17 protein-coding genes are annotated in these 15,860 nt (G+C 56.0%); 7 read left to right on the top strand and 10 right to left on the bottom strand.

Going from position 1 to position 15,860, the window contains the following annotated elements; translation table 11 throughout:
* Positions 1-48: 48 nt before the first annotated feature.
* The 3 genes from ACOTTU_RS10605 to ACOTTU_RS10615 all read right to left on the bottom strand — a co-directional run bounded on the left by ACOTTU_RS10605 (position 49) and on the right by ACOTTU_RS10615 (position 2,879).
* Positions 49-1,467, bottom strand: a complete 1,419-nt coding sequence (locus ACOTTU_RS10605; RefSeq protein ID WP_425657898.1) for a homospermidine synthase — start codon at positions 1,465-1,467, stop codon at positions 49-51.
* A 75-nt stretch (positions 1,468-1,542) separates the two neighbouring features.
* Entirely contained in the window at positions 1,543-2,163 is a 621-nt protein-coding gene (gene rpsD, locus ACOTTU_RS10610) for a 30S ribosomal protein S4 (RefSeq protein WP_298920631.1), read from the bottom strand.
* A gap of 131 nt (positions 2,164-2,294) precedes the next feature.
* Positions 2,295-2,879: a DNA-3-methyladenine glycosylase I gene (locus tag ACOTTU_RS10615; RefSeq protein ID WP_425657900.1), complete on the bottom strand. Its 585-nt coding sequence runs from the start codon at positions 2,877-2,879 to the stop codon at positions 2,295-2,297.
* A gap of 131 nt (positions 2,880-3,010) precedes the next feature.
* Between ACOTTU_RS10615 and ACOTTU_RS10620 the strand changes: the two genes are divergently transcribed.
* From ACOTTU_RS10620 to ACOTTU_RS10635, 4 genes are all read left to right on the top strand, one after another.
* The gene (locus ACOTTU_RS10620) at positions 3,011-3,853 is read left to right on the top strand and encodes an EAL domain-containing protein (RefSeq protein ID WP_298920627.1); all 843 of its coding nucleotides are present in this window, start codon (positions 3,011-3,013) and stop codon (positions 3,851-3,853) included.
* A gap of 161 nt (positions 3,854-4,014) precedes the next feature.
* Complete coding sequence (locus ACOTTU_RS10625; RefSeq protein ID WP_425657902.1) at positions 4,015-5,190, top strand: acetyl-CoA C-acetyltransferase; 1,176 nt, start codon at positions 4,015-4,017, stop codon at positions 5,188-5,190.
* Positions 5,191-5,318: 128 nt separating this feature from the next.
* Positions 5,319-6,041 (top strand): acetoacetyl-CoA reductase, encoded by a 723-nt coding sequence (phbB, locus tag ACOTTU_RS10630; RefSeq protein WP_298920623.1) that lies wholly within the window; start codon positions 5,319-5,321, stop codon positions 6,039-6,041.
* 290 nt (positions 6,042-6,331) lie between these two features.
* Complete coding sequence (locus tag ACOTTU_RS10635; RefSeq protein ID WP_298920842.1) at positions 6,332-7,273, top strand: transcriptional regulator GcvA; 942 nt, start codon at positions 6,332-6,334, stop codon at positions 7,271-7,273.
* A gap of 238 nt (positions 7,274-7,511) precedes the next feature.
* On the opposite strand, the gene ACOTTU_RS10640 is transcribed toward ACOTTU_RS10635, so the two are convergent.
* The 3 genes from ACOTTU_RS10640 to ACOTTU_RS10650 form a co-directional block, all read right to left on the bottom strand.
* Positions 7,512-7,676, bottom strand: coding sequence for a YdcH family protein (locus ACOTTU_RS10640; RefSeq protein ID WP_298920621.1), 165 nt, complete (start codon positions 7,674-7,676; stop codon positions 7,512-7,514).
* 111 nt (positions 7,677-7,787) lie between these two features.
* Positions 7,788-8,528, bottom strand: coding sequence for a tRNA1(Val) (adenine(37)-N6)-methyltransferase (locus tag ACOTTU_RS10645; RefSeq protein WP_425657904.1), 741 nt, complete (start codon positions 8,526-8,528; stop codon positions 7,788-7,790).
* Positions 8,525-8,740 (bottom strand): DUF2007 domain-containing protein, encoded by a 216-nt coding sequence (locus ACOTTU_RS10650; RefSeq protein ID WP_298920617.1) that lies wholly within the window; start codon positions 8,738-8,740, stop codon positions 8,525-8,527. Before ACOTTU_RS10650 ends, ACOTTU_RS10645 begins: the two co-directional genes overlap by 4 nt.
* A 56-nt stretch (positions 8,741-8,796) precedes the next feature.
* Between ACOTTU_RS10650 and ACOTTU_RS10655 the strand changes: the two genes are divergently transcribed.
* Positions 8,797-9,798 (top strand): polyprenyl synthetase family protein, encoded by a 1,002-nt coding sequence (locus ACOTTU_RS10655; protein WP_298920840.1) that lies wholly within the window; start codon positions 8,797-8,799, stop codon positions 9,796-9,798.
* Here ACOTTU_RS10655 and ACOTTU_RS10660 read toward each other — a convergent pair.
* The 4 genes from ACOTTU_RS10660 to soxR all read right to left on the bottom strand — a co-directional run bounded on the left by ACOTTU_RS10660 (position 9,791) and on the right by soxR (position 14,799).
* Positions 9,791-10,678 carry a 4-(cytidine 5'-diphospho)-2-C-methyl-D-erythritol kinase gene (locus ACOTTU_RS10660; RefSeq protein ID WP_425657906.1) on the bottom strand — a complete coding sequence of 296 codons (888 nt, stop codon included), beginning with the start codon at positions 10,676-10,678 and terminating at the stop codon, positions 9,791-9,793. The genes ACOTTU_RS10655 and ACOTTU_RS10660 overlap by 8 nt on opposite strands.
* Positions 10,675-12,369 (bottom strand): tetratricopeptide repeat protein, encoded by a 1,695-nt coding sequence (locus ACOTTU_RS10665; protein ID WP_425657908.1) that lies wholly within the window; start codon positions 12,367-12,369, stop codon positions 10,675-10,677. Before ACOTTU_RS10665 ends, ACOTTU_RS10660 begins: the two co-directional genes overlap by 4 nt.
* A 172-nt stretch (positions 12,370-12,541) precedes the next feature.
* Positions 12,542-14,191, bottom strand: a complete 1,650-nt coding sequence (locus ACOTTU_RS10670) for a 4Fe-4S dicluster domain-containing protein (protein ID WP_425657909.1) — start codon at positions 14,189-14,191, stop codon at positions 12,542-12,544.
* Positions 14,192-14,343: 152 nt separating this feature from the next.
* Complete coding sequence (soxR, locus tag ACOTTU_RS10675) at positions 14,344-14,799, bottom strand: redox-sensitive transcriptional activator SoxR (protein WP_298920611.1); 456 nt, start codon at positions 14,797-14,799, stop codon at positions 14,344-14,346.
* Between the two features lie 75 nt (positions 14,800-14,874).
* Between soxR and ACOTTU_RS10680 the strand changes: the two genes are divergently transcribed.
* Positions 14,875-15,255 carry a VOC family protein gene (locus ACOTTU_RS10680; RefSeq protein WP_298920608.1) on the top strand — a complete coding sequence of 127 codons (381 nt, stop codon included), beginning with the start codon at positions 14,875-14,877 and terminating at the stop codon, positions 15,253-15,255.
* 128 nt (positions 15,256-15,383) lie between these two features.
* Positions 15,384-15,854, top strand: coding sequence for a transcription elongation factor GreA (gene greA, locus ACOTTU_RS10685; protein ID WP_425657911.1), 471 nt, complete (start codon positions 15,384-15,386; stop codon positions 15,852-15,854).
* Positions 15,855-15,860 lie beyond the last annotated feature (6 nt).

Here is a 15,860-nt window from a genome sequence, read left to right on the forward strand (position 1 = left end):
CCTTACCGAGGTGCCGCGCGGTCTGCCACCGTCATCTGCACGGTTGTCTTAACTGGCCAGAACATTGCGGAATTGCCACGGATCGCTTTCGTCAATGTCTTCGGGGAAAAGCTCCCAACGGTCCTGAAGCGGCGTCCAGTCGGTGTAATGCGCCTCCACCGGGCCAAGATAGGGCCGTTGCACGTCCAGACAGCGGGCGTGGTCCATTTCGTCGGTCTCGACAATCCCGGCGTTTGGGTTTTCCAGCGCCCAGACCATGCCCGCAAGAACCGCGGATGTGACCTGCAAACCGGTTGCATTTTGATAGGGGGCCAGCGTTCTGGTTTCGGCGTTGGACAGACGCGAGCCGTACCAGAGCGCGTTTTTCTCATGCCCGTAAAGCAACACACCCAACTCGTCGACGCCCTCGACAATCTCATCTTCTTCGAGGATGTGATGCACCGTTTGCTGACGGCCGGATCCGAACATTTCATGCAGGGACAGGACCGCGTCGTCACTCGGATGATAGGCGTAGTGGCAGGTCGGGCGGAATTCCGGTGCCTCCGCCGGACCAACGGTATAATAATCCGAGATCGACACCGCTTCGTTATGGGTGACCAGAAAGCCGAACTGCGGCCCGGGCGTCGGGCACCAAGTGTGCACGCGCGTAATCGCGCCGGGACGCTCCAGCCAGATTGCGGACTGGCAGCCAGTGTCATAGCTGTGGGCGTTGTCGGGCATCCATGTCTCATGCGTGCCCCACCCCAGTTCGGCGGGTTGGAAACCTTCGGAAATGAACCCTTCGACCGACCATGTGTTCACGAAGGTGCCGCGCGGGCGCGGTGCGTGGCGGGCCTGCGTATCCCGCTCCGCAATATGAACGCCTTTGACGCCCAGTGACTGCATCAGCGCCCCCCACGCCGCCCGATTTGTCGGCGCCTCAACATCACGTCCGGTGTCTTTTGCCAGTGTCAGCAGCGCCTCTTTCACGAACCAGCTCACCATGCCCGGATTGGCCCCGCAGCAGGACACTGCCGTTGTCCCGCCCGGATTGGCGGCTTTCTCATCGCGGACCTTCTGGCGCAGCGCATAGTTTGTGCGCTCGGCATTCTCACTGGTCTCGAAGTAGAAACCTTCCCAGGGCTCGACCACCGTATCAATGTAGAGCACGCCCAGTTCACGACAAAACTTCATGAGATCAAGCGAAGATGTATCAACGCTCAGGTTCACGCAGAACCCCTGACCACCAGCGAAATGTCCGCCAAGGACCTCTCGGTAATTGTCGCGCGTGATCTTGATCTGCTGGTGACGCACGCCGCGTGCGTCCAGAAAGTCACCCACGCTTTCATTGGGCTCGATGACAACCAACTGCTCCGGGTCATAGTCGAAATGCCGTTCAATCAGCGGCAACGTACCGCGCCCGATAGATCCGAACCCGATGATGACAATGGGACCGTCAATGCGGCCGTAGTTTGGATAGTTGGTCATATCGCCCCCCATAAACAAGAAAGGGCCGCGCTGGCATGATCCGGCGCGGCCCCAAAGCAATGATTGCGAGGAACCTTAGTTCTTCGCGTAGAATTCCACGACGAGGTTTGGTTCCATCATGACCGGGTATGGCACGTCGCCCAGAGCAGGTGTACGCACGAATTTCGCCGTCATTTTGGAATGGTCCGCCTCGACGTAATCAGGCACGTCGCGCTCGGGCAATTGTGTCGCTTCGAGCAGCACGGCCAGTTGTTTGGAGCGGTCGCGCACTTCGATCACGTCGCCTTCCTGAACCCGGTAGGAAGGAATGTTGACCTTCTTGCCATTCACTTTAACATGGCCGTGGTTCACGAACTGACGGGCCGCAAAGACGGTCGCCACGAATTTCGCGCGGTAGACAACGGCGTCCAGACGACGCTCCAGCAGACCAATCAGGTTTTCACCGGTATCACCCTTGACGCGTTCGGCTTCGGCGTAGATGCGGCGGAATTGTTTCTCGGTCAGGTCACCATAGTAGCCTTTGAGCTTCTGCTTGGCGCGCAACTGGATACCGAAATCGGAAAGTTTGCCCTTGCGGCGCTGACCGTGCTGGCCGGGGCCATATTCGCGGCGATTCACCGGGGATTTTGGACGGCCCCAGATGTTTTCGCCCATGCGGCGGTCGATTTTGTACTTGGCAGACGTGCGTTTTGTCACGGCTGATCTCCTTCTATGTGACCCCGGAGGGCGTGAAGGGCGTTGTCCTCTGGCTTGCACCTGACAGGCTGTCCCTTGCGGGAGCCACCAACACCAATGAAGCCGCGCTTATACGCGTGTTCGGGACAGAGTCAACGGCTCTTTGTGCGCGCCAATTCTGCAACTTCGGCATGTCGATGGCAGCTCACCAAATGATCGTTAACCATCCCGACAGCCTGCATGAAGGCATAGACAATTGTGGGGCCACAGAAACGAAAGCCCTCTTTCTTAAGATCCTTTGAAATCTGCGTGGACAGCGGAGTAAATGCAGGCACGTCATCAGGAGATTCCCACCTGTTTTGAAGCGGCTTGCCGCCAACATAATTCCATAAAAATGTATCGAAGCCCTCGCGCGCCTCGATTTTCTGCCACACGCGCGCATTTGAAATCGTCGCCTCGATTTTTCCTCGGTGCCGAATGATCCCTCTATCGGCCAGCAAATGTGTAACCTCATCCGCTCCCCATCCGGCCACGATGTCTGGTTGGAATCCGGCAAATGCCGTCCTGAAATTCTCCCGTTTTTTCAAAATCGTGAGCCAACTCAAGCCCGCTTGAAAACCATCAAGAACCAGCTTCTCCCAGAGTGCGCGACTGTCATACTCGGGCACCCCCCAATCCGTATCGTGGTACTCCAGATAGATTTTTTCGGGCCCGGCCCATTCGCAGCGCGTTTTCATGTTTCTCTTTTGTTTACCATATTTTTCAATGCATTAAAGCATATATTAAATTAGAACAAAATGAGAATATTAACCCGGGTTTAGCGTTTTAGGCTGCAAGGTGTCAAAAGCAGATCAGTTTGAGGAAGACGATGCCCGGACACAGAAAGAAAATACTGGCAGACGTACCACCCGGCGCCGAAAGCCCGCTGAGCTTTGCAGTATCGAAACGGGATCAGAACACGATCGACATGGTGGCCGAGGCGATCAAGAACAAGCAGGTTCTGCTTGCTTTCCAGCCAGTCATGCAGGCCCGCGCGCAAGGCAAAGTCGCATTTTACGAAGGGTTGATCCGCGTTTTGGATTACACTGGCCGGGTTATTCCGGCGTCTGACTTCATGGACACCATCGAAAATTCCGAACTTGGCCGTCAGTTGGATACGCTTGCCCTCGGTCTTGGTTTGCGCGCATTAAATGACAATCCGGGCCTACGGCTCTCCATCAATATGTCGGCGCGGTCGATTGGCTACCAGCAATGGAACCGAACGTTAGACCGCTGGCTGACCCGCAATGACCTTATTGCCGAAAGGCTGATTCTCGAAATCACCGAGAGCTCCGCGATGATGGTCCCGGAACTTGTCGTTGATTTCATGGACCGTTTGCAAATCGAAGGCATCTGCTTTGCCATGGACGATTTTGGCGCAGGCTATACGGCATTGCGCTACTTCAAGGATTTTTTCTTCGATATCTTAAAGATCGACGGGCAGTTTATCCGCGGCATCGCAAACGACCCGGATAATCAGGCCATGACATCGGCCCTGGTATCTATTGCCCGCCACTTTGACATGCTCACCGTTGCGGAGTTCGTCGAGAACAAAGAAGACGCCGAAACGCTTGTAAGAATAGGCGTTGATTGCCTGCAAGGTTTCCACTTCGCCGCGGCCACGACCCGCCCTCACTGGCTACGCGACGCGGCAACTCAGAAAGCCATGTAGTCAAGAACGCGTCGATGCACGGTTGAAACTCAACTGCTCAGTTGGTTGCTGAGCACAATTGGATGCGTTATGGGTTCGCCAATGAGTGGTGGGGGATATCGGCCTTAATTTGAAGGCCAGCCCAGTTTGCCCCTGCCTAGAACTGGCAAAGGACCAATCACATGACGAATGTCGTTATCGCCTCCGCCGCACGTACTGCCGTCGGCAGTTTTGGCGGCTCGTTCGCAACCACGCCCGCTCACGATCTTGGCGCCGCCGTTTTAAAGGAAGTTGTGGCGCGTGCCGGTGTCGACGCGTCGGAAGTTTCCGAAACCATTCTGGGTCAGGTTCTGACAGCAGCCCAAGGCCAAAACCCGGCCCGGCAAGCGCATATCAACGCGGGGTTGCCTCAGGAAAGTTCTGCCTGGACCATCAACCAGGTCTGCGGGTCCGGCCTTCGGTCCGTAGCGCTGGCGGCACAGCACATCCAACTGGGCGATGCCTCGATTGTCGCGGCCGGTGGTCAAGAGAACATGACACTTTCACCCCATGCGGCCAGTCTTCGCGCCGGACATAAAATGGGCGATCTGAAATACATCGACACGATGATTCGGGACGGATTGTGGGACGCATTCAATGGCTATCACATGGGTCAAACCGCCGAAAACGTTGCTGAGAAGTGGCAGATCGGTCGCGATCAGCAAGATGAATTCGCTGTCGCTTCTCAAAACAAGGCGGAAGCCGCCCAGAAAGCCGGCAAGTTCGCCGATGAAATTATGGCCTATACGGTGAAGGGCCGCAAAGGAGACACCATCGTCGATCAGGATGAATACATTCGTCACGGTGCGACAATGGAAGCGATGCAGAAACTACGCCCTGCATTCACCAAAGACGGATCCGTAACAGCTGCAAATGCCTCCGGCCTCAATGATGGTGCGGCAGCTGCGTTGATGATGTCGGCCGACGACGCTGAAAAACGCGGGATCGAACCTCTCGCACGGATCGCGAGCTACGCGACAGTTGGCCTTGACCCTTCGATCATGGGCGCCGGCCCGATTTACGCAAGCCGCAAAGCGCTGGAAAAGGCGGGCTGGAAGGCTGAAGACCTTGATTTGGTTGAGGCGAACGAAGCCTTTGCAGCGCAGGCTTGCGCGGTCAACAAGGACATGGGCTGGAATCCGGATGTGGTAAATGTGAACGGTGGGGCCATTGCGATTGGCCATCCCATCGGCGCTTCCGGCGCGCGCATCCTCAATACACTGCTCTTCGAAATGAAGCGACGCAACGCCAAGAAAGGCCTCGCGACATTGTGCATTGGCGGTGGCATGGGTGTCGCCATGTGCCTTGAGCGCCCTTAACTAAGTGACGGGCGGCGTTTCACACACCGCCCAAATCCCACCCCAAACCAACATTGGTTGCGTAATAAAGTTGCGCAACGACCGCTAGGCGCGTAACAACATTGCCAGAAAATAAGGAGAATCCGACTATGTCCCGTGTCGCACTTGTCACCGGAGGCAGCCGAGGGATCGGCGCCGCAATTTCCAACGCCCTGAAAGACGCAGGCTATTCCGTCGCGGCAACCTATGCCGGCAACGACGAAGCCGCCGCAAAGTTCACCGATGAAACGGGAATCAAGACATATAAGTGGAACGTGGCAGATTATGAGGCCAGCAAAGCGGGCCTCGCCTCTGTCGAGGCAGACCTTGGACCAATTGACGTGGTCGTCGCCAACGCGGGTATTACGCGCGATGCACCGTTCCACAAGATGACGCCGGAGCAGTGGCAGGAGGTCATCGACACCAATCTGACAGGCGTCTTCAATACGGTGCATCCGATCTGGCCCGGCATGCGCGAACGCAAATTTGGCCGTGTCATTGTGATCAGCTCAATCAATGGCCAAAAAGGTCAATTCGCACAGGTAAACTACGCCGCGACCAAAGCGGGAGACCTAGGCATTGTGAAATCTCTCGCGCAGGAAGGTGCGCGTGCAGGCATTACCGCCAATGCAATCTGTCCGGGGTATATCGCGACTGATATGGTGATGGCTGTACCGGAAAAAGTACGCGAGTCGATTATCGCCCAAATCCCAGCCGGTCGTTTGGGCGAGCCCGAAGAAATCGCAAGATGTGTCGTATTCTTGGCCTCCGATGATTCCGGGTTTGTGAATGGATCGACCATTTCTGCCAATGGTGCGCAGTTCTTCGTCTGAATTCAGTTCTGCGAAGCAACGGGCCGGTCATTGCGACCGGCCCTTTTTTTGTTTCTTAAGATCACCGCAGTGAGGCGAAAAGCCAATGCCATGCATCCCGCAAGGCCTGCGCACGCTCTTCATGAGCTTTGTGAATCGCGTCACGTGTCCCGCTTGTTGTGGTCGCTTCAAACATGCCCAGTTCCCGTCAATTACTTCAGCGTTTCTGATCTGACTTGAATATGTCACTCATGTTGATGGCGTACAAACGAGACTTTACGCAGCTTCAGTTAAATTTTACTTATGTGAATATGCATCGCAAGCTCCCCCCGCTAACCGCTTTACGTGCCTTTGATGCGGCTGCGCGCCACATGTCATTTGCGAAAGCCGCAGATGAGCTTTCTGTGACACCGGCTGCATTGAGCTTTCAGATCAAATCACTTGAGCAGCATTTGGGTGCACCACTCTTCCAACGATTGAACCGCGCAGTTGAATTGACCGAAGCGGGAGCAACGCTGGCCCCGGGAGCCGCCGAGGGTTTTCAGGTTTTGGGCCAAGCATGGCGGACCACGCAACGCCTCCAGGATACGCAAACCCTGACGGTTACCGCCGGACCCGCCTTCACCGCAAAATGGCTAGCACCCAGACTTTACGAGTTTGCACAAGCCCACCCAGAAATTGAGCTTCGTTTCTCCGCATCATTGAAGATCATGGATTTTGGACGCGACGCAATTGATGTGGCCATACGTTTCAGTCGTGAACCAGAAGAGAACCTTTACGCAGTGCCACTTGCCCACGAATGGGTTGCACCGGTCATGACACCGGCATTGGCCGAGAAGTACCCTAATGCAGAGAGCCTCAAATCCGCGCCGCTGATTTTCGACGATTCGATCAATTTCCTGAGGCCTAAATGTGACTGGCAAGCATGGTTCGCGGCTGTGGGGATAGATTTTGCGCCGACCCACGGCCCGCGCTTCAGTCAGGCGGATCATGCGGTTGATGCTGCACTTGCCGGAATGGGCGTTGTCTTGGGTCGACGTGCGCTTGTGGTCAAAGAAGTAGATGAGGGCAGATTGGTTATGCCTTACAAAGTGGCATTATCAACCGGGGCGCGCTTCCGTTTTCTCTGCCCGCAGGGCGCGGAAAACCGACCGCAGATCAGAGCGTTCAGAGATTGGATGCTCCATGAGATTGGCAAAACGACCTACATCACAGATCAACTTGTTATCAGAAATCCAGCGGATTGGTCCTGAAAACAGGACACCACACGCAATGGCAGTCCTGCATTCATGCTCTTTTGGCGTCAGTCCCCGGAAAAGGGTCTCCGACATCATCAAATATCTGCGCTCAACCGCCATTGCTTCAAGCGATCAAGCCGGTTTCAGCTTTCTGGAAAGACAACAGACATCGACCTTACGAGATCGGAAGCGGTGTCTTGCATGTCACCGGCGGGGCGCTATGCGCTGCCCGCGCCAGACTGTCTCGCGGGCTTTAACTGGAGAGCCGCGTAATCTCTTCTTTCAGGCGTAGTTTCTGCTTTTTCAGGTCGGCGATTGCAAGATCATCGGTGCCCGGCGCGCGTTGCGCCTCTTCAACGGCTTCGCTCAGGGACTGATGTTTCTTCTTCAGCTGGTCGACATGTGCAGTAACGCTCATTCATTCCTCCTGTTTGCAACGGTACGGGTTGAGTTGAGCACAACATGCGCGCCAAGTCACGCCGCATCAGCAGCATGGGCATGATACCCGTTAAAATTGTGTTAACGCCTGTCAAAAATCCAGCGCGGCACCGTCGCGCAGTATGGATTTTACCGCCGGAACATAGCTGTCGCCATCCTTTTCGTGGCGAGATCCTTCGTGGAGAATCAGCGGCGCGTGCAGCTTAAAGGCGGCACGCCCGTCCTTTTTTGCTCGTACAATGACCAGTTCAGCCAAACGCCCCGCGCGCGGAGTCAGCGGCAACACTTCAATACTCCCCATGTGCACCGGCAGTGCCTTGAGAATGTCCGGCAATCGCTCAGCGCGGTGGATCACGTGAACAAAACCCTTTGGCCGCGCGCGTTTCGCGGCAATTTTCACCCATTTTGCGAGCGGCGTAACCTCGCCAACGGCGGTTTCGCGCCCACCGTTCTTTCCAGCACGCCGTGCGGCTTTGTCAAAATAGGGCGGATTGGTCATCACGTGATCAAATTGGCGCGCGCGCAGGTCAAGAGGCAAATCATTGATATCTGCCGGAATAACCTCCAGTTGATCGCCGCCATTGCGGCGCGCAAGATCGGCGTAATCGGGCTGCATTTCCACGCCGGTCATCAAAAGCCCCGGGACCCGAGCTCCCAGGCAAAGAATTGCCGCCCCAACGCCACATCCAAGGTCCAGCACGGACTGCCCGGAACGGGCTGGAACGCTTGCCGCAAGCAGCACCGGGTCTGCCCCGGCGCGGTACCCGTGGCGCGGCTGAAGAAGCTGCACCCGCCCGCCAAGAAAAGCATCTCGAGTCAGGTTGTCATTCATAGCCCCAGTGGGATGTCATTATCTTCGAGAACACGCGTTGCAGCGACATGTTGATCTGCCCTGACCATCAGGCGACGCGGGAAAATTCCGATACCTCCTTCGAGCACGCTCATGTTTACGTCCTGCTCGAAGCAAGCTATACGCTCCCCTTGAAGAAGGGCGGTGGCAAAGGCAATGATCGTTGGGTCTGTGCTACGCAAAAGTTCCTTCATATCAAAGATGTAAAGGCAAACAGACCACCATGTCGACCCTAGCAAGCGGGAAGTTGATGCCGAAAACGGAGAATTCACAAAAACCGCATGATCGGATGGCCGCGTATCTGGCCAAAGACATGCTGGCTGTGAATGCATTGATCCGGACGCGCATGGCCTCGGAGCACGCGCCACGCATTCCGGAAGTAACTGCACATCTGGTGGAGGCAGGCGGCAAGCGGTTGCGCCCCATGCTTACATTGGCGGCAGCCCATCTTTGCGGATATGAAGGGCCGTATCATGTGAACCTTGCCGCAACGGTAGAATTCATTCACACGGCGACGCTGCTGCATGACGATGTGGTGGACGAAAGCGGCCAACGCCGCGGGCGCCCGACGGCAAACCTGCTGTGGGACAACAAGTCATCCGTTCTGGTCGGCGATTATCTCTTTTCGCGCAGCTTCCAGCTGATGGTCGAAACCGGCTCCCTGCGCGTCCTCGATATATTGTCCAACGCGTCGGCGACGATTGCCGAGGGTGAAGTGCTCCAACTCACCGCCAGCCAGGATCTCGCAACAACCGAAGCCATTTACTTGCAAGTTGTCCGAGGCAAAACCGCCGCATTGTTTTCTGCCGCCACAGAAGTCGGGGGGGTTATCGCCGATGCGCCCGGCGCCGTGGTGCAGGCGCTTTTTGATTACGGTGACGCACTGGGGATAGCGTTCCAGATCGTTGACGACCTCCTGGATTTTCAGGGAGACGCGGGCACCATCGGGAAAAATATCGGCGATGATTTCCGAGAGAGAAAACTCACGATGCCTCTAATCAAGGCGGTTGCCAAGGCGGACGAGCACGAACGCGCTTTCTGGGTGCGCACCATCGAACGCGGCAGACAAACAGATGAGGATCTGGAGACTGCTCTCGCTTTGCTGCGAAAGCACAACGCCCTGACTGAAACAGCCACGCAAGCGCGTGTTTGGGCCGCAAAAGCGAAATCTGCTTTAAAGCCGCTGCCCGATCACGAGATTAAGGACATGTTGAGCGATCTGGCAGATTACGTCGTTGAACGGATCAACTGATTTGCGGCTGGGCGCTGCCTGACTGTGTTCCCAGATGCGTCGCTTGCACCCACCATTCAGGATGCATCAGGCCAATTTCCTTGGCCGCAGCGAGCGATGCATCTGCGTTTTTAAACACCCCAAAACAGGTCGCCCCGGACCCAGACATACGCGCCATCAGACACCCCGGCTGGCTTTCCAGTGCTTGGATCACCGTCTCGATTGATGGCTCCAGTGCAATGGCGGTGGCCTGCAAATCATTGCGTTGCGCCAACAACCAGTCTGCAAATTCTGACGCACCGGCGAAGCTCGGGAGATCTACCGGCATGGGTGGATTCTTTCGCACTGGAAGGGACTGAAACACCTTTGGTGTCGAAACTGCAGCTCTCGGGTTCACAAGAACAGCGTGTAGCGACGGCATCTTCGGTAAAGTTGTGATCTCCTGACCAATACCGCCTACGCGCGCTGCGGCACAGCTCACGCACATCGGGATATCCGCACCAAGTTCCAGCAATTGATCAACCTTTGGGACCGCCTGGCCAGCTTGCATTGCAACCAACCCGCGAAAGGTCGCAGCCGCATCCGCCGATCCACCACCAACCCCTGACGCAACCGGCAGGTTTTTTGTCAGCGCGATGCTCAGATCAGGTAAATCAGGGAATAGTTTCGCCACCTGCACGACCAGATTGTCGTCTTTGGAAGTCAGATGCTGTGCTTCCGGGCCTGAAACAGTGAATTCCCGGTGGCCCACCGTTAAATCGACAATATCTCCGATATCGGCGAATGCCACCAGACTGTCGAGCAAATGGTAGCCATCAGAACGCTGGCCTACCACATGCAGGGTCAAATTGATTTTTGCGGGCGCGAATATCCGAACTGATTTAGGATCGCTTTGCGTCAATCTTGAGCAACTTCCAGTGGAGCAGCCCCTTCTTCCTCAAGCACGGCATCAAGCCCGATCTCCAGCTTGCGCCGAATCCGGTCAGGCTTGGCCTCGCTCAGAGGGTCATCTTCATCGACAAAAGATAACGCCCGCGCCCATTGGAATTCCGCCTCGCGTTTGCGACCCACGGCCCAATAAACGTCACCAAGGTGATCATTCACAACCGGATCAACGGCCATCAGCTCCACCGCACGCTCCATATGCGGAACTGCTTCGTCGTAGCGGCCCAGACGATAAAGCGCCCAGCCGAGGGAATCGATTATGTAACCGCTGTCCGGGCTGGCCGCGACCGCTTGCTCAATCAAACCCAGCGCCTCATCAAGCTTTTCCGTTTTTTCGACAAGGGAATAGCCAAGGTAGTTCAATACTTGGGGTTGTCCCGGATTCACTTCGAGTGCGGCGCGAAAACCTGCTTCTGCCGCCTCCCAATTTCCTTGTCGCTCGTTTGAGATGGCACGGGCATATAGAAGGAACCAGCTTGGACCGCCGCTGTCTTCGGCAAGCGCCACGGCACGATCATAGGCCACAACCGCATCAGCAAAGCGATCTTCCTGACGCAGCGCGTCACCCAAAGCCGATTGAACGGATGCCAGCTGTCCATGGGTTCGGGCCAACTGTTCCAGAACCTCAATGGCGGCTTCAGGTTTGCCCGACCGACGCATTGCCGCCGACCGCCCCAGCTCAGCCGCGTGGTAGGCCGGGTGATCAGATGGTACGCCCTTGTAGACAACAATCGCCTCATCGTGTTGGCCAAGTGTTTCGAAAAGCTCCGCCGTCAGAAGCAAGGCATCGACGTGCCCCGGCCGCAAGGCGCGCGCGACCTGAGCATAAAGGATCGTATATTCCGGACCGGCTTCGCTTCGCAGCGCCGCAGCCACCGAATAGAAAACTTCGGCAAATCCGTCCTGAACATTGGCAACATGTTTGAATGGCAGGGGTTCATCGTCATTTAACGCAGCAACGATCAGGTCAATCTCCGGATCAGTCGCGCCGCTGAACATGCGCTGCAAAAGCTCCAGGGCTTCGCCGTCCCGATTCAGCTGCGACAATATCTCAACCCGGGCCAGCACACCCCGGCGGGTTTGCACCACCGAGCCGGTGCCGTCGGATGCAAAAATCTGCTCAGCGCCTTCGTAGTCGCCAACCGATGCCAGCGCCATGGCCTTGTGATAAAGCGCAAAGCCCAGAAGACCGGGCCTCTCAGCGAGCTTGTCAAAACCAGCCAGGGCCTCGCTCACCTTGCCGACACCCATCAGGCCCCAGGCACCAACCAGCCCATCAACGAGCGGCCCGATGCCTTCTCCCTGCGGGACCTTGCCGGCGAGCGCCTGATAATCTTCATCCAGGATCGATTTCGCGGTCAGCACCAGTTCCGCAATCTGGCTTTGTTGACCCGACGAAACCAAAGCCGTAGCGATTGGCGCGGCCCGCTCTATGCGTCCCATTGCGAGCTGGGACACAACAGCGCTTTCCATCAGCTGAACATTGCCGGGATCGCGGGCCAGCGCTTGGGTGAAGTAGGATGCAGCCTGCTCAAAATCGCTTTGCAATGCAGCGGATCGTGCTGCCAGATAGGGACCAGCAATGGATTGCGCATGCGCCGACACTGCCAATGCGGATACAACGGCAATCGCCGCAGCGGTTGTCATCAGTTTTTGGAACACGAAACGCTCGACCTCATTCGAAAAGGGCTTTTGCTTTAAGCTAGCATGTTCGGACGCAATCGCAATGGCCCCGATCGAACGATGGCGATTCTCCCCGGTCTCACCTGATCACCAAAAAGCGATCGCTCAGGCGGAACAATAGCCGCCCTTACGCAGATCACATATTTGGATAGTTCGGGCCGTCACCCCCCTGCGGCGTTGTCCAGACAATATTCTGTGCCGGGTCTTTGATATCACAAGTTTTGCAATGGACGCAGTTTTGAAAATTAATGACAAAGCGCGTGTCCTTGCCCTCTTCTTCAACGAACTCATAAACGCCAGCCGGGCAATAGCGCGCTGAAGGGCCTGCAAATTTTGGCAAATTGCTTTTGACCGGTACATCGGCGTCAGTAAGTGTCAAATGCGCGGGTTGGCTCTCTTCGTGGTTGGTGAAAGAGAAAGCCACATTGGTCAGCCTGTCAAAGGACAGCTTTCCATCTGGCTTTGGATAGTCAATTGGCGTGTGTTTTGACGCTTCTTCCGTGGCATCCGCGTCAGATTTCCCATGCCCCAACGTGCCCAGAAAGGAAAATCCAAGCGTGTTGGTCCACATATCGAGCCCGCCCATGATCAGGCTGGCCGTCAGCCCATATTTGGACCACAGCGGTTTGACGTTGCGCACTTTGCGCAAGTCCTGACCGATCTTGCCGGTACGCACTTCGGCCTCGTAGGCTGCCAATTCGTCGCTGGCCCGATCGTTTGACATTGCCTCGATCGCCGCCTCGGCCGCTGCCATACCAGACAACATCGCATTGTGGTTACCCTTGATACGGGGGACATTGACCATACCGACCGAACAGCCCAGCAGGGCAACACCCGGGGCGACCATTTTTGGCATGGACTGGAAACCGCCCTCCGAGATTGCCCTTGCGCCATAAGCCACGCGTTTTCCCCCTTTCAGCAAGTCCGCAACCATCGGGTGGTGCTTGAACCGCTGGAATTCCATGTAAGGGAATAGATGTGGATTCTTGTAATTCAGGTGGACCACGAATCCCACGTAAACCTGATTATTTTCAAGGTGGTAGATAAAGGATCCGCCACCTGCATTGCCGTTCAGCGGCCAACCCATCGTGTGGGTTACGGTACCTTCACGGTGCTTGGCAGGGTCAACTTCCCAGATTTCCTTCATACCAAGGCCGAATTTTTGAGGCTCATGCCCATCGCTGAGATTGTACTTCGCAATCACCTGTTTGCTCAGACTGCCGCGCACGCCTTCAGACAGGAAAACATACTTGCCATGTAATTCCATCCCCGGCTCATAGCTGTCGCCGTGGCTGCCATCAGCATTCTTGCCAAACTCACCTGCAACAACCCCTTTGACTTCGCCGTTGCCCCCATAAACCAGCTCGGAACAAGCCATACCGGGGAAAATCTCGACCCCCATCTCTTCTGCCTGTTCCGCCATCCAGCGGCAGACGTTACCCATGGAAACAATATAGTTGCCGTGATTGTTCATTAGCGGTGGCATCGGCGCATTCGGAATGCGCAACTGCCCAGCCTCGCCCAGCATGTAGAAATTGTCCTCGGTCACCGGCACGTTCAGCGGTGCACCTTTTGCTTTCCAGTCCGGGATCAATGCATCCAGACCCACTGGATCGAGCACCGCACCAGAGAGAATATGCGCGCCAACTTCAGAGCCTTTTTCAAGCACGACCACGTTGCAATCAGCGTCCAGTTGCTTCAACCGGATCGCCGCAGACAGACCTGCTGGACCGGCGCCAACAATGACGACATCGTATTCCATTGCTTCGCGTTCACTCTCAGACATTCCCGGCTCCCTTACAATCCTTCGGGGCACAGCACCCGCTGCGCAATAATCGTTCGCGATTGGCTAAACCACGTCACCTCCCAATGCAATCGCAACCGGGCGTCATAAAGGGGTGAAAACGACGATTTTGACACAGATATCCGCAGTTCCGTTCACGTTTCAGGGCGATCCCCCATCAGATAGCGCGGCCCCGGTCCCTTTTCCGCAGCACGATCAGTTGGATTGTACAATGCACAATTGGGCAAACTCAGACACCCACATCCGATGCAACCGTCCAGACTGTCCCGAAGACGGGTCAAAGTCTCTATCTTCTGGTCCAGGCTGGCGCGAAAGCCAGCGCTTATCTTTGCCCAATCTGCCTTGGTCGGCGTGCGCCCGCCGGGCAATCTGTCAAGTTCCGCGCGAATCTGCGGCAAGGTGAAACCGAATTGCTGTGCAATCATCACGAAGCTGAGCCGCCGCAAATCAGAGCGCTGAAACCGGCGCTGCCCCCCAGAATTGCGCCAGGGTCTGATCAAACCCTGCGCTTCGTAGTAACGGATCGCAGAGACCGCCAAACCTGTGCGCGCAGACAATGCCCCAATCGACAAACCATCATTGATCGCCATAAAAAACTCCTTGACCTCAAGTTAGGTTTAGAAATTACGATACATGTGATCAAGACGCATTTGGAGGATTTTGCAATGGCGGCAATGCTTGAACACACCAACTACACGGTCTCGGATGCTGATGCGACGGCAGCCTGGATGTGTGATCTTTTTGACTGGCGTATTCGCTGGGAAGGCGCATCGCTGGATGGCGGGAAATCCATCCACGTGGGCACAGATACCCACTATCTGGCGCTCTACACACCAAAGGTCCAGACCGGCGAGAAACCCAACAGCTACATCACGCGTGGCGGGCTGAACCACATCGCGGTTGTCGTCGAAGACATCGACGCCATGGAGAGTGCCGTGAAAACCGCTGGATTCACGCCGGGTAATCATGGCGACTATGAACCCGGGCGGCGGTTCTATTTCCACGATCATGACAATATCGAATATGAGGTCGTCCAATACGACTAAGCTGGCGCGTGCCAATCTGACACGTCCCTCTTGCATTTTGCCTCACCATTAGGTCAGGTAGTTGGCATCTCTAACCTGCGGCCCCCCGGTGCAACCCGGCGGGCCGCATCATTTCGTGGACGACACCGATGGACAAAATTCCGATGACCCGCAAGGGCCACACAGATCTTGAAGCTGAACTCAAGCAGCTGAAGTCCGTTGAGCGACCTGCCATTATCAAGGCCATCGCCGAGGCCCGCGAACATGGTGATTTATCCGAGAATGCCGAGTACCATTCCGCTCGCGAAAAACAGTCGTTCATTGAAGGACGCATCAAGGAACTTGAGGGCGTTCTGGGGCTCGCCGAAGTCATCGACCCGTCAAAAATGTCCGGTACGATCAAATTCGGGGCAACGGTCACCTTGGTGGATGAAGATACGGATGAAGAAAAGACCTGGCAGATCGTTGGCGAACATGAGGCCAATGTCGAAAAAGGGCTTTTGAACATTAAATCGCCTATTGCGCGCGCCTTGATTGGCAAAGATGAAGGCGACAGCGTAGAAGTGCGCACGCCAGGCGGCGAAAAATCCTATGAGGTGCTCAAGATCGTCTATGCCTGACGGGAC

It is taken from the genome of Roseobacter sp. EG26 (genome assembly GCF_049830555.1).
In the GTDB taxonomy this organism is placed as follows: Bacteria; Pseudomonadota; Alphaproteobacteria; order Rhodobacterales; family Rhodobacteraceae; genus Roseobacter.

Coding starts and splice junctions, on each gene's coding strand:
- ACOTTU_RS10605 (WP_425657898.1), bottom strand. CDS start 1,467: ATGACCAACTATCCAAACTACGGCCGCATTGACGGTCCCATTGTCATC.
- ACOTTU_RS10615 (WP_425657900.1), bottom strand. CDS start 2,879: ATGAAAACGCGCTGCGAATGGGCCGGGCCCGAAAAAATCTATCTGGAG.
- ACOTTU_RS10620 (WP_298920627.1), top strand. CDS start 3,011: ATGCCCGGACACAGAAAGAAAATACTGGCAGACGTACCACCCGGCGCC.
- ACOTTU_RS10625 (WP_425657902.1), top strand. CDS start 4,015: ATGACGAATGTCGTTATCGCCTCCGCCGCACGTACTGCCGTCGGCAGT.
- phbB (WP_298920623.1), top strand. CDS start 5,319: ATGTCCCGTGTCGCACTTGTCACCGGAGGCAGCCGAGGGATCGGCGCC.
- ACOTTU_RS10635 (WP_298920842.1), top strand. CDS start 6,332: ATGCATCGCAAGCTCCCCCCGCTAACCGCTTTACGTGCCTTTGATGCG.
- ACOTTU_RS10640 (WP_298920621.1), bottom strand. CDS start 7,676: ATGAGCGTTACTGCACATGTCGACCAGCTGAAGAAGAAACATCAGTCC.
- ACOTTU_RS10645 (WP_425657904.1), bottom strand. CDS start 8,528: ATGAATGACAACCTGACTCGAGATGCTTTTCTTGGCGGGCGGGTGCAG.
- ACOTTU_RS10650 (WP_298920617.1), bottom strand. CDS start 8,740: ATGAAGGAACTTTTGCGTAGCACAGACCCAACGATCATTGCCTTTGCC.
- ACOTTU_RS10655 (WP_298920840.1), top strand. CDS start 8,797: ATGCCGAAAACGGAGAATTCACAAAAACCGCATGATCGGATGGCCGCG.
- ACOTTU_RS10665 (WP_425657908.1), bottom strand. CDS start 12,369: ATGACAACCGCTGCGGCGATTGCCGTTGTATCCGCATTGGCAGTGTCG.
- ACOTTU_RS10670 (WP_425657909.1), bottom strand. CDS start 14,191: ATGTCTGAGAGTGAACGCGAAGCAATGGAATACGATGTCGTCATTGTT.
- soxR (WP_298920611.1), bottom strand. CDS start 14,799: ATGGCGATCAATGATGGTTTGTCGATTGGGGCATTGTCTGCGCGCACA.
- ACOTTU_RS10680 (WP_298920608.1), top strand. CDS start 14,875: ATGGCGGCAATGCTTGAACACACCAACTACACGGTCTCGGATGCTGAT.
- greA (WP_425657911.1), top strand. CDS start 15,384: ATGGACAAAATTCCGATGACCCGCAAGGGCCACACAGATCTTGAAGCT.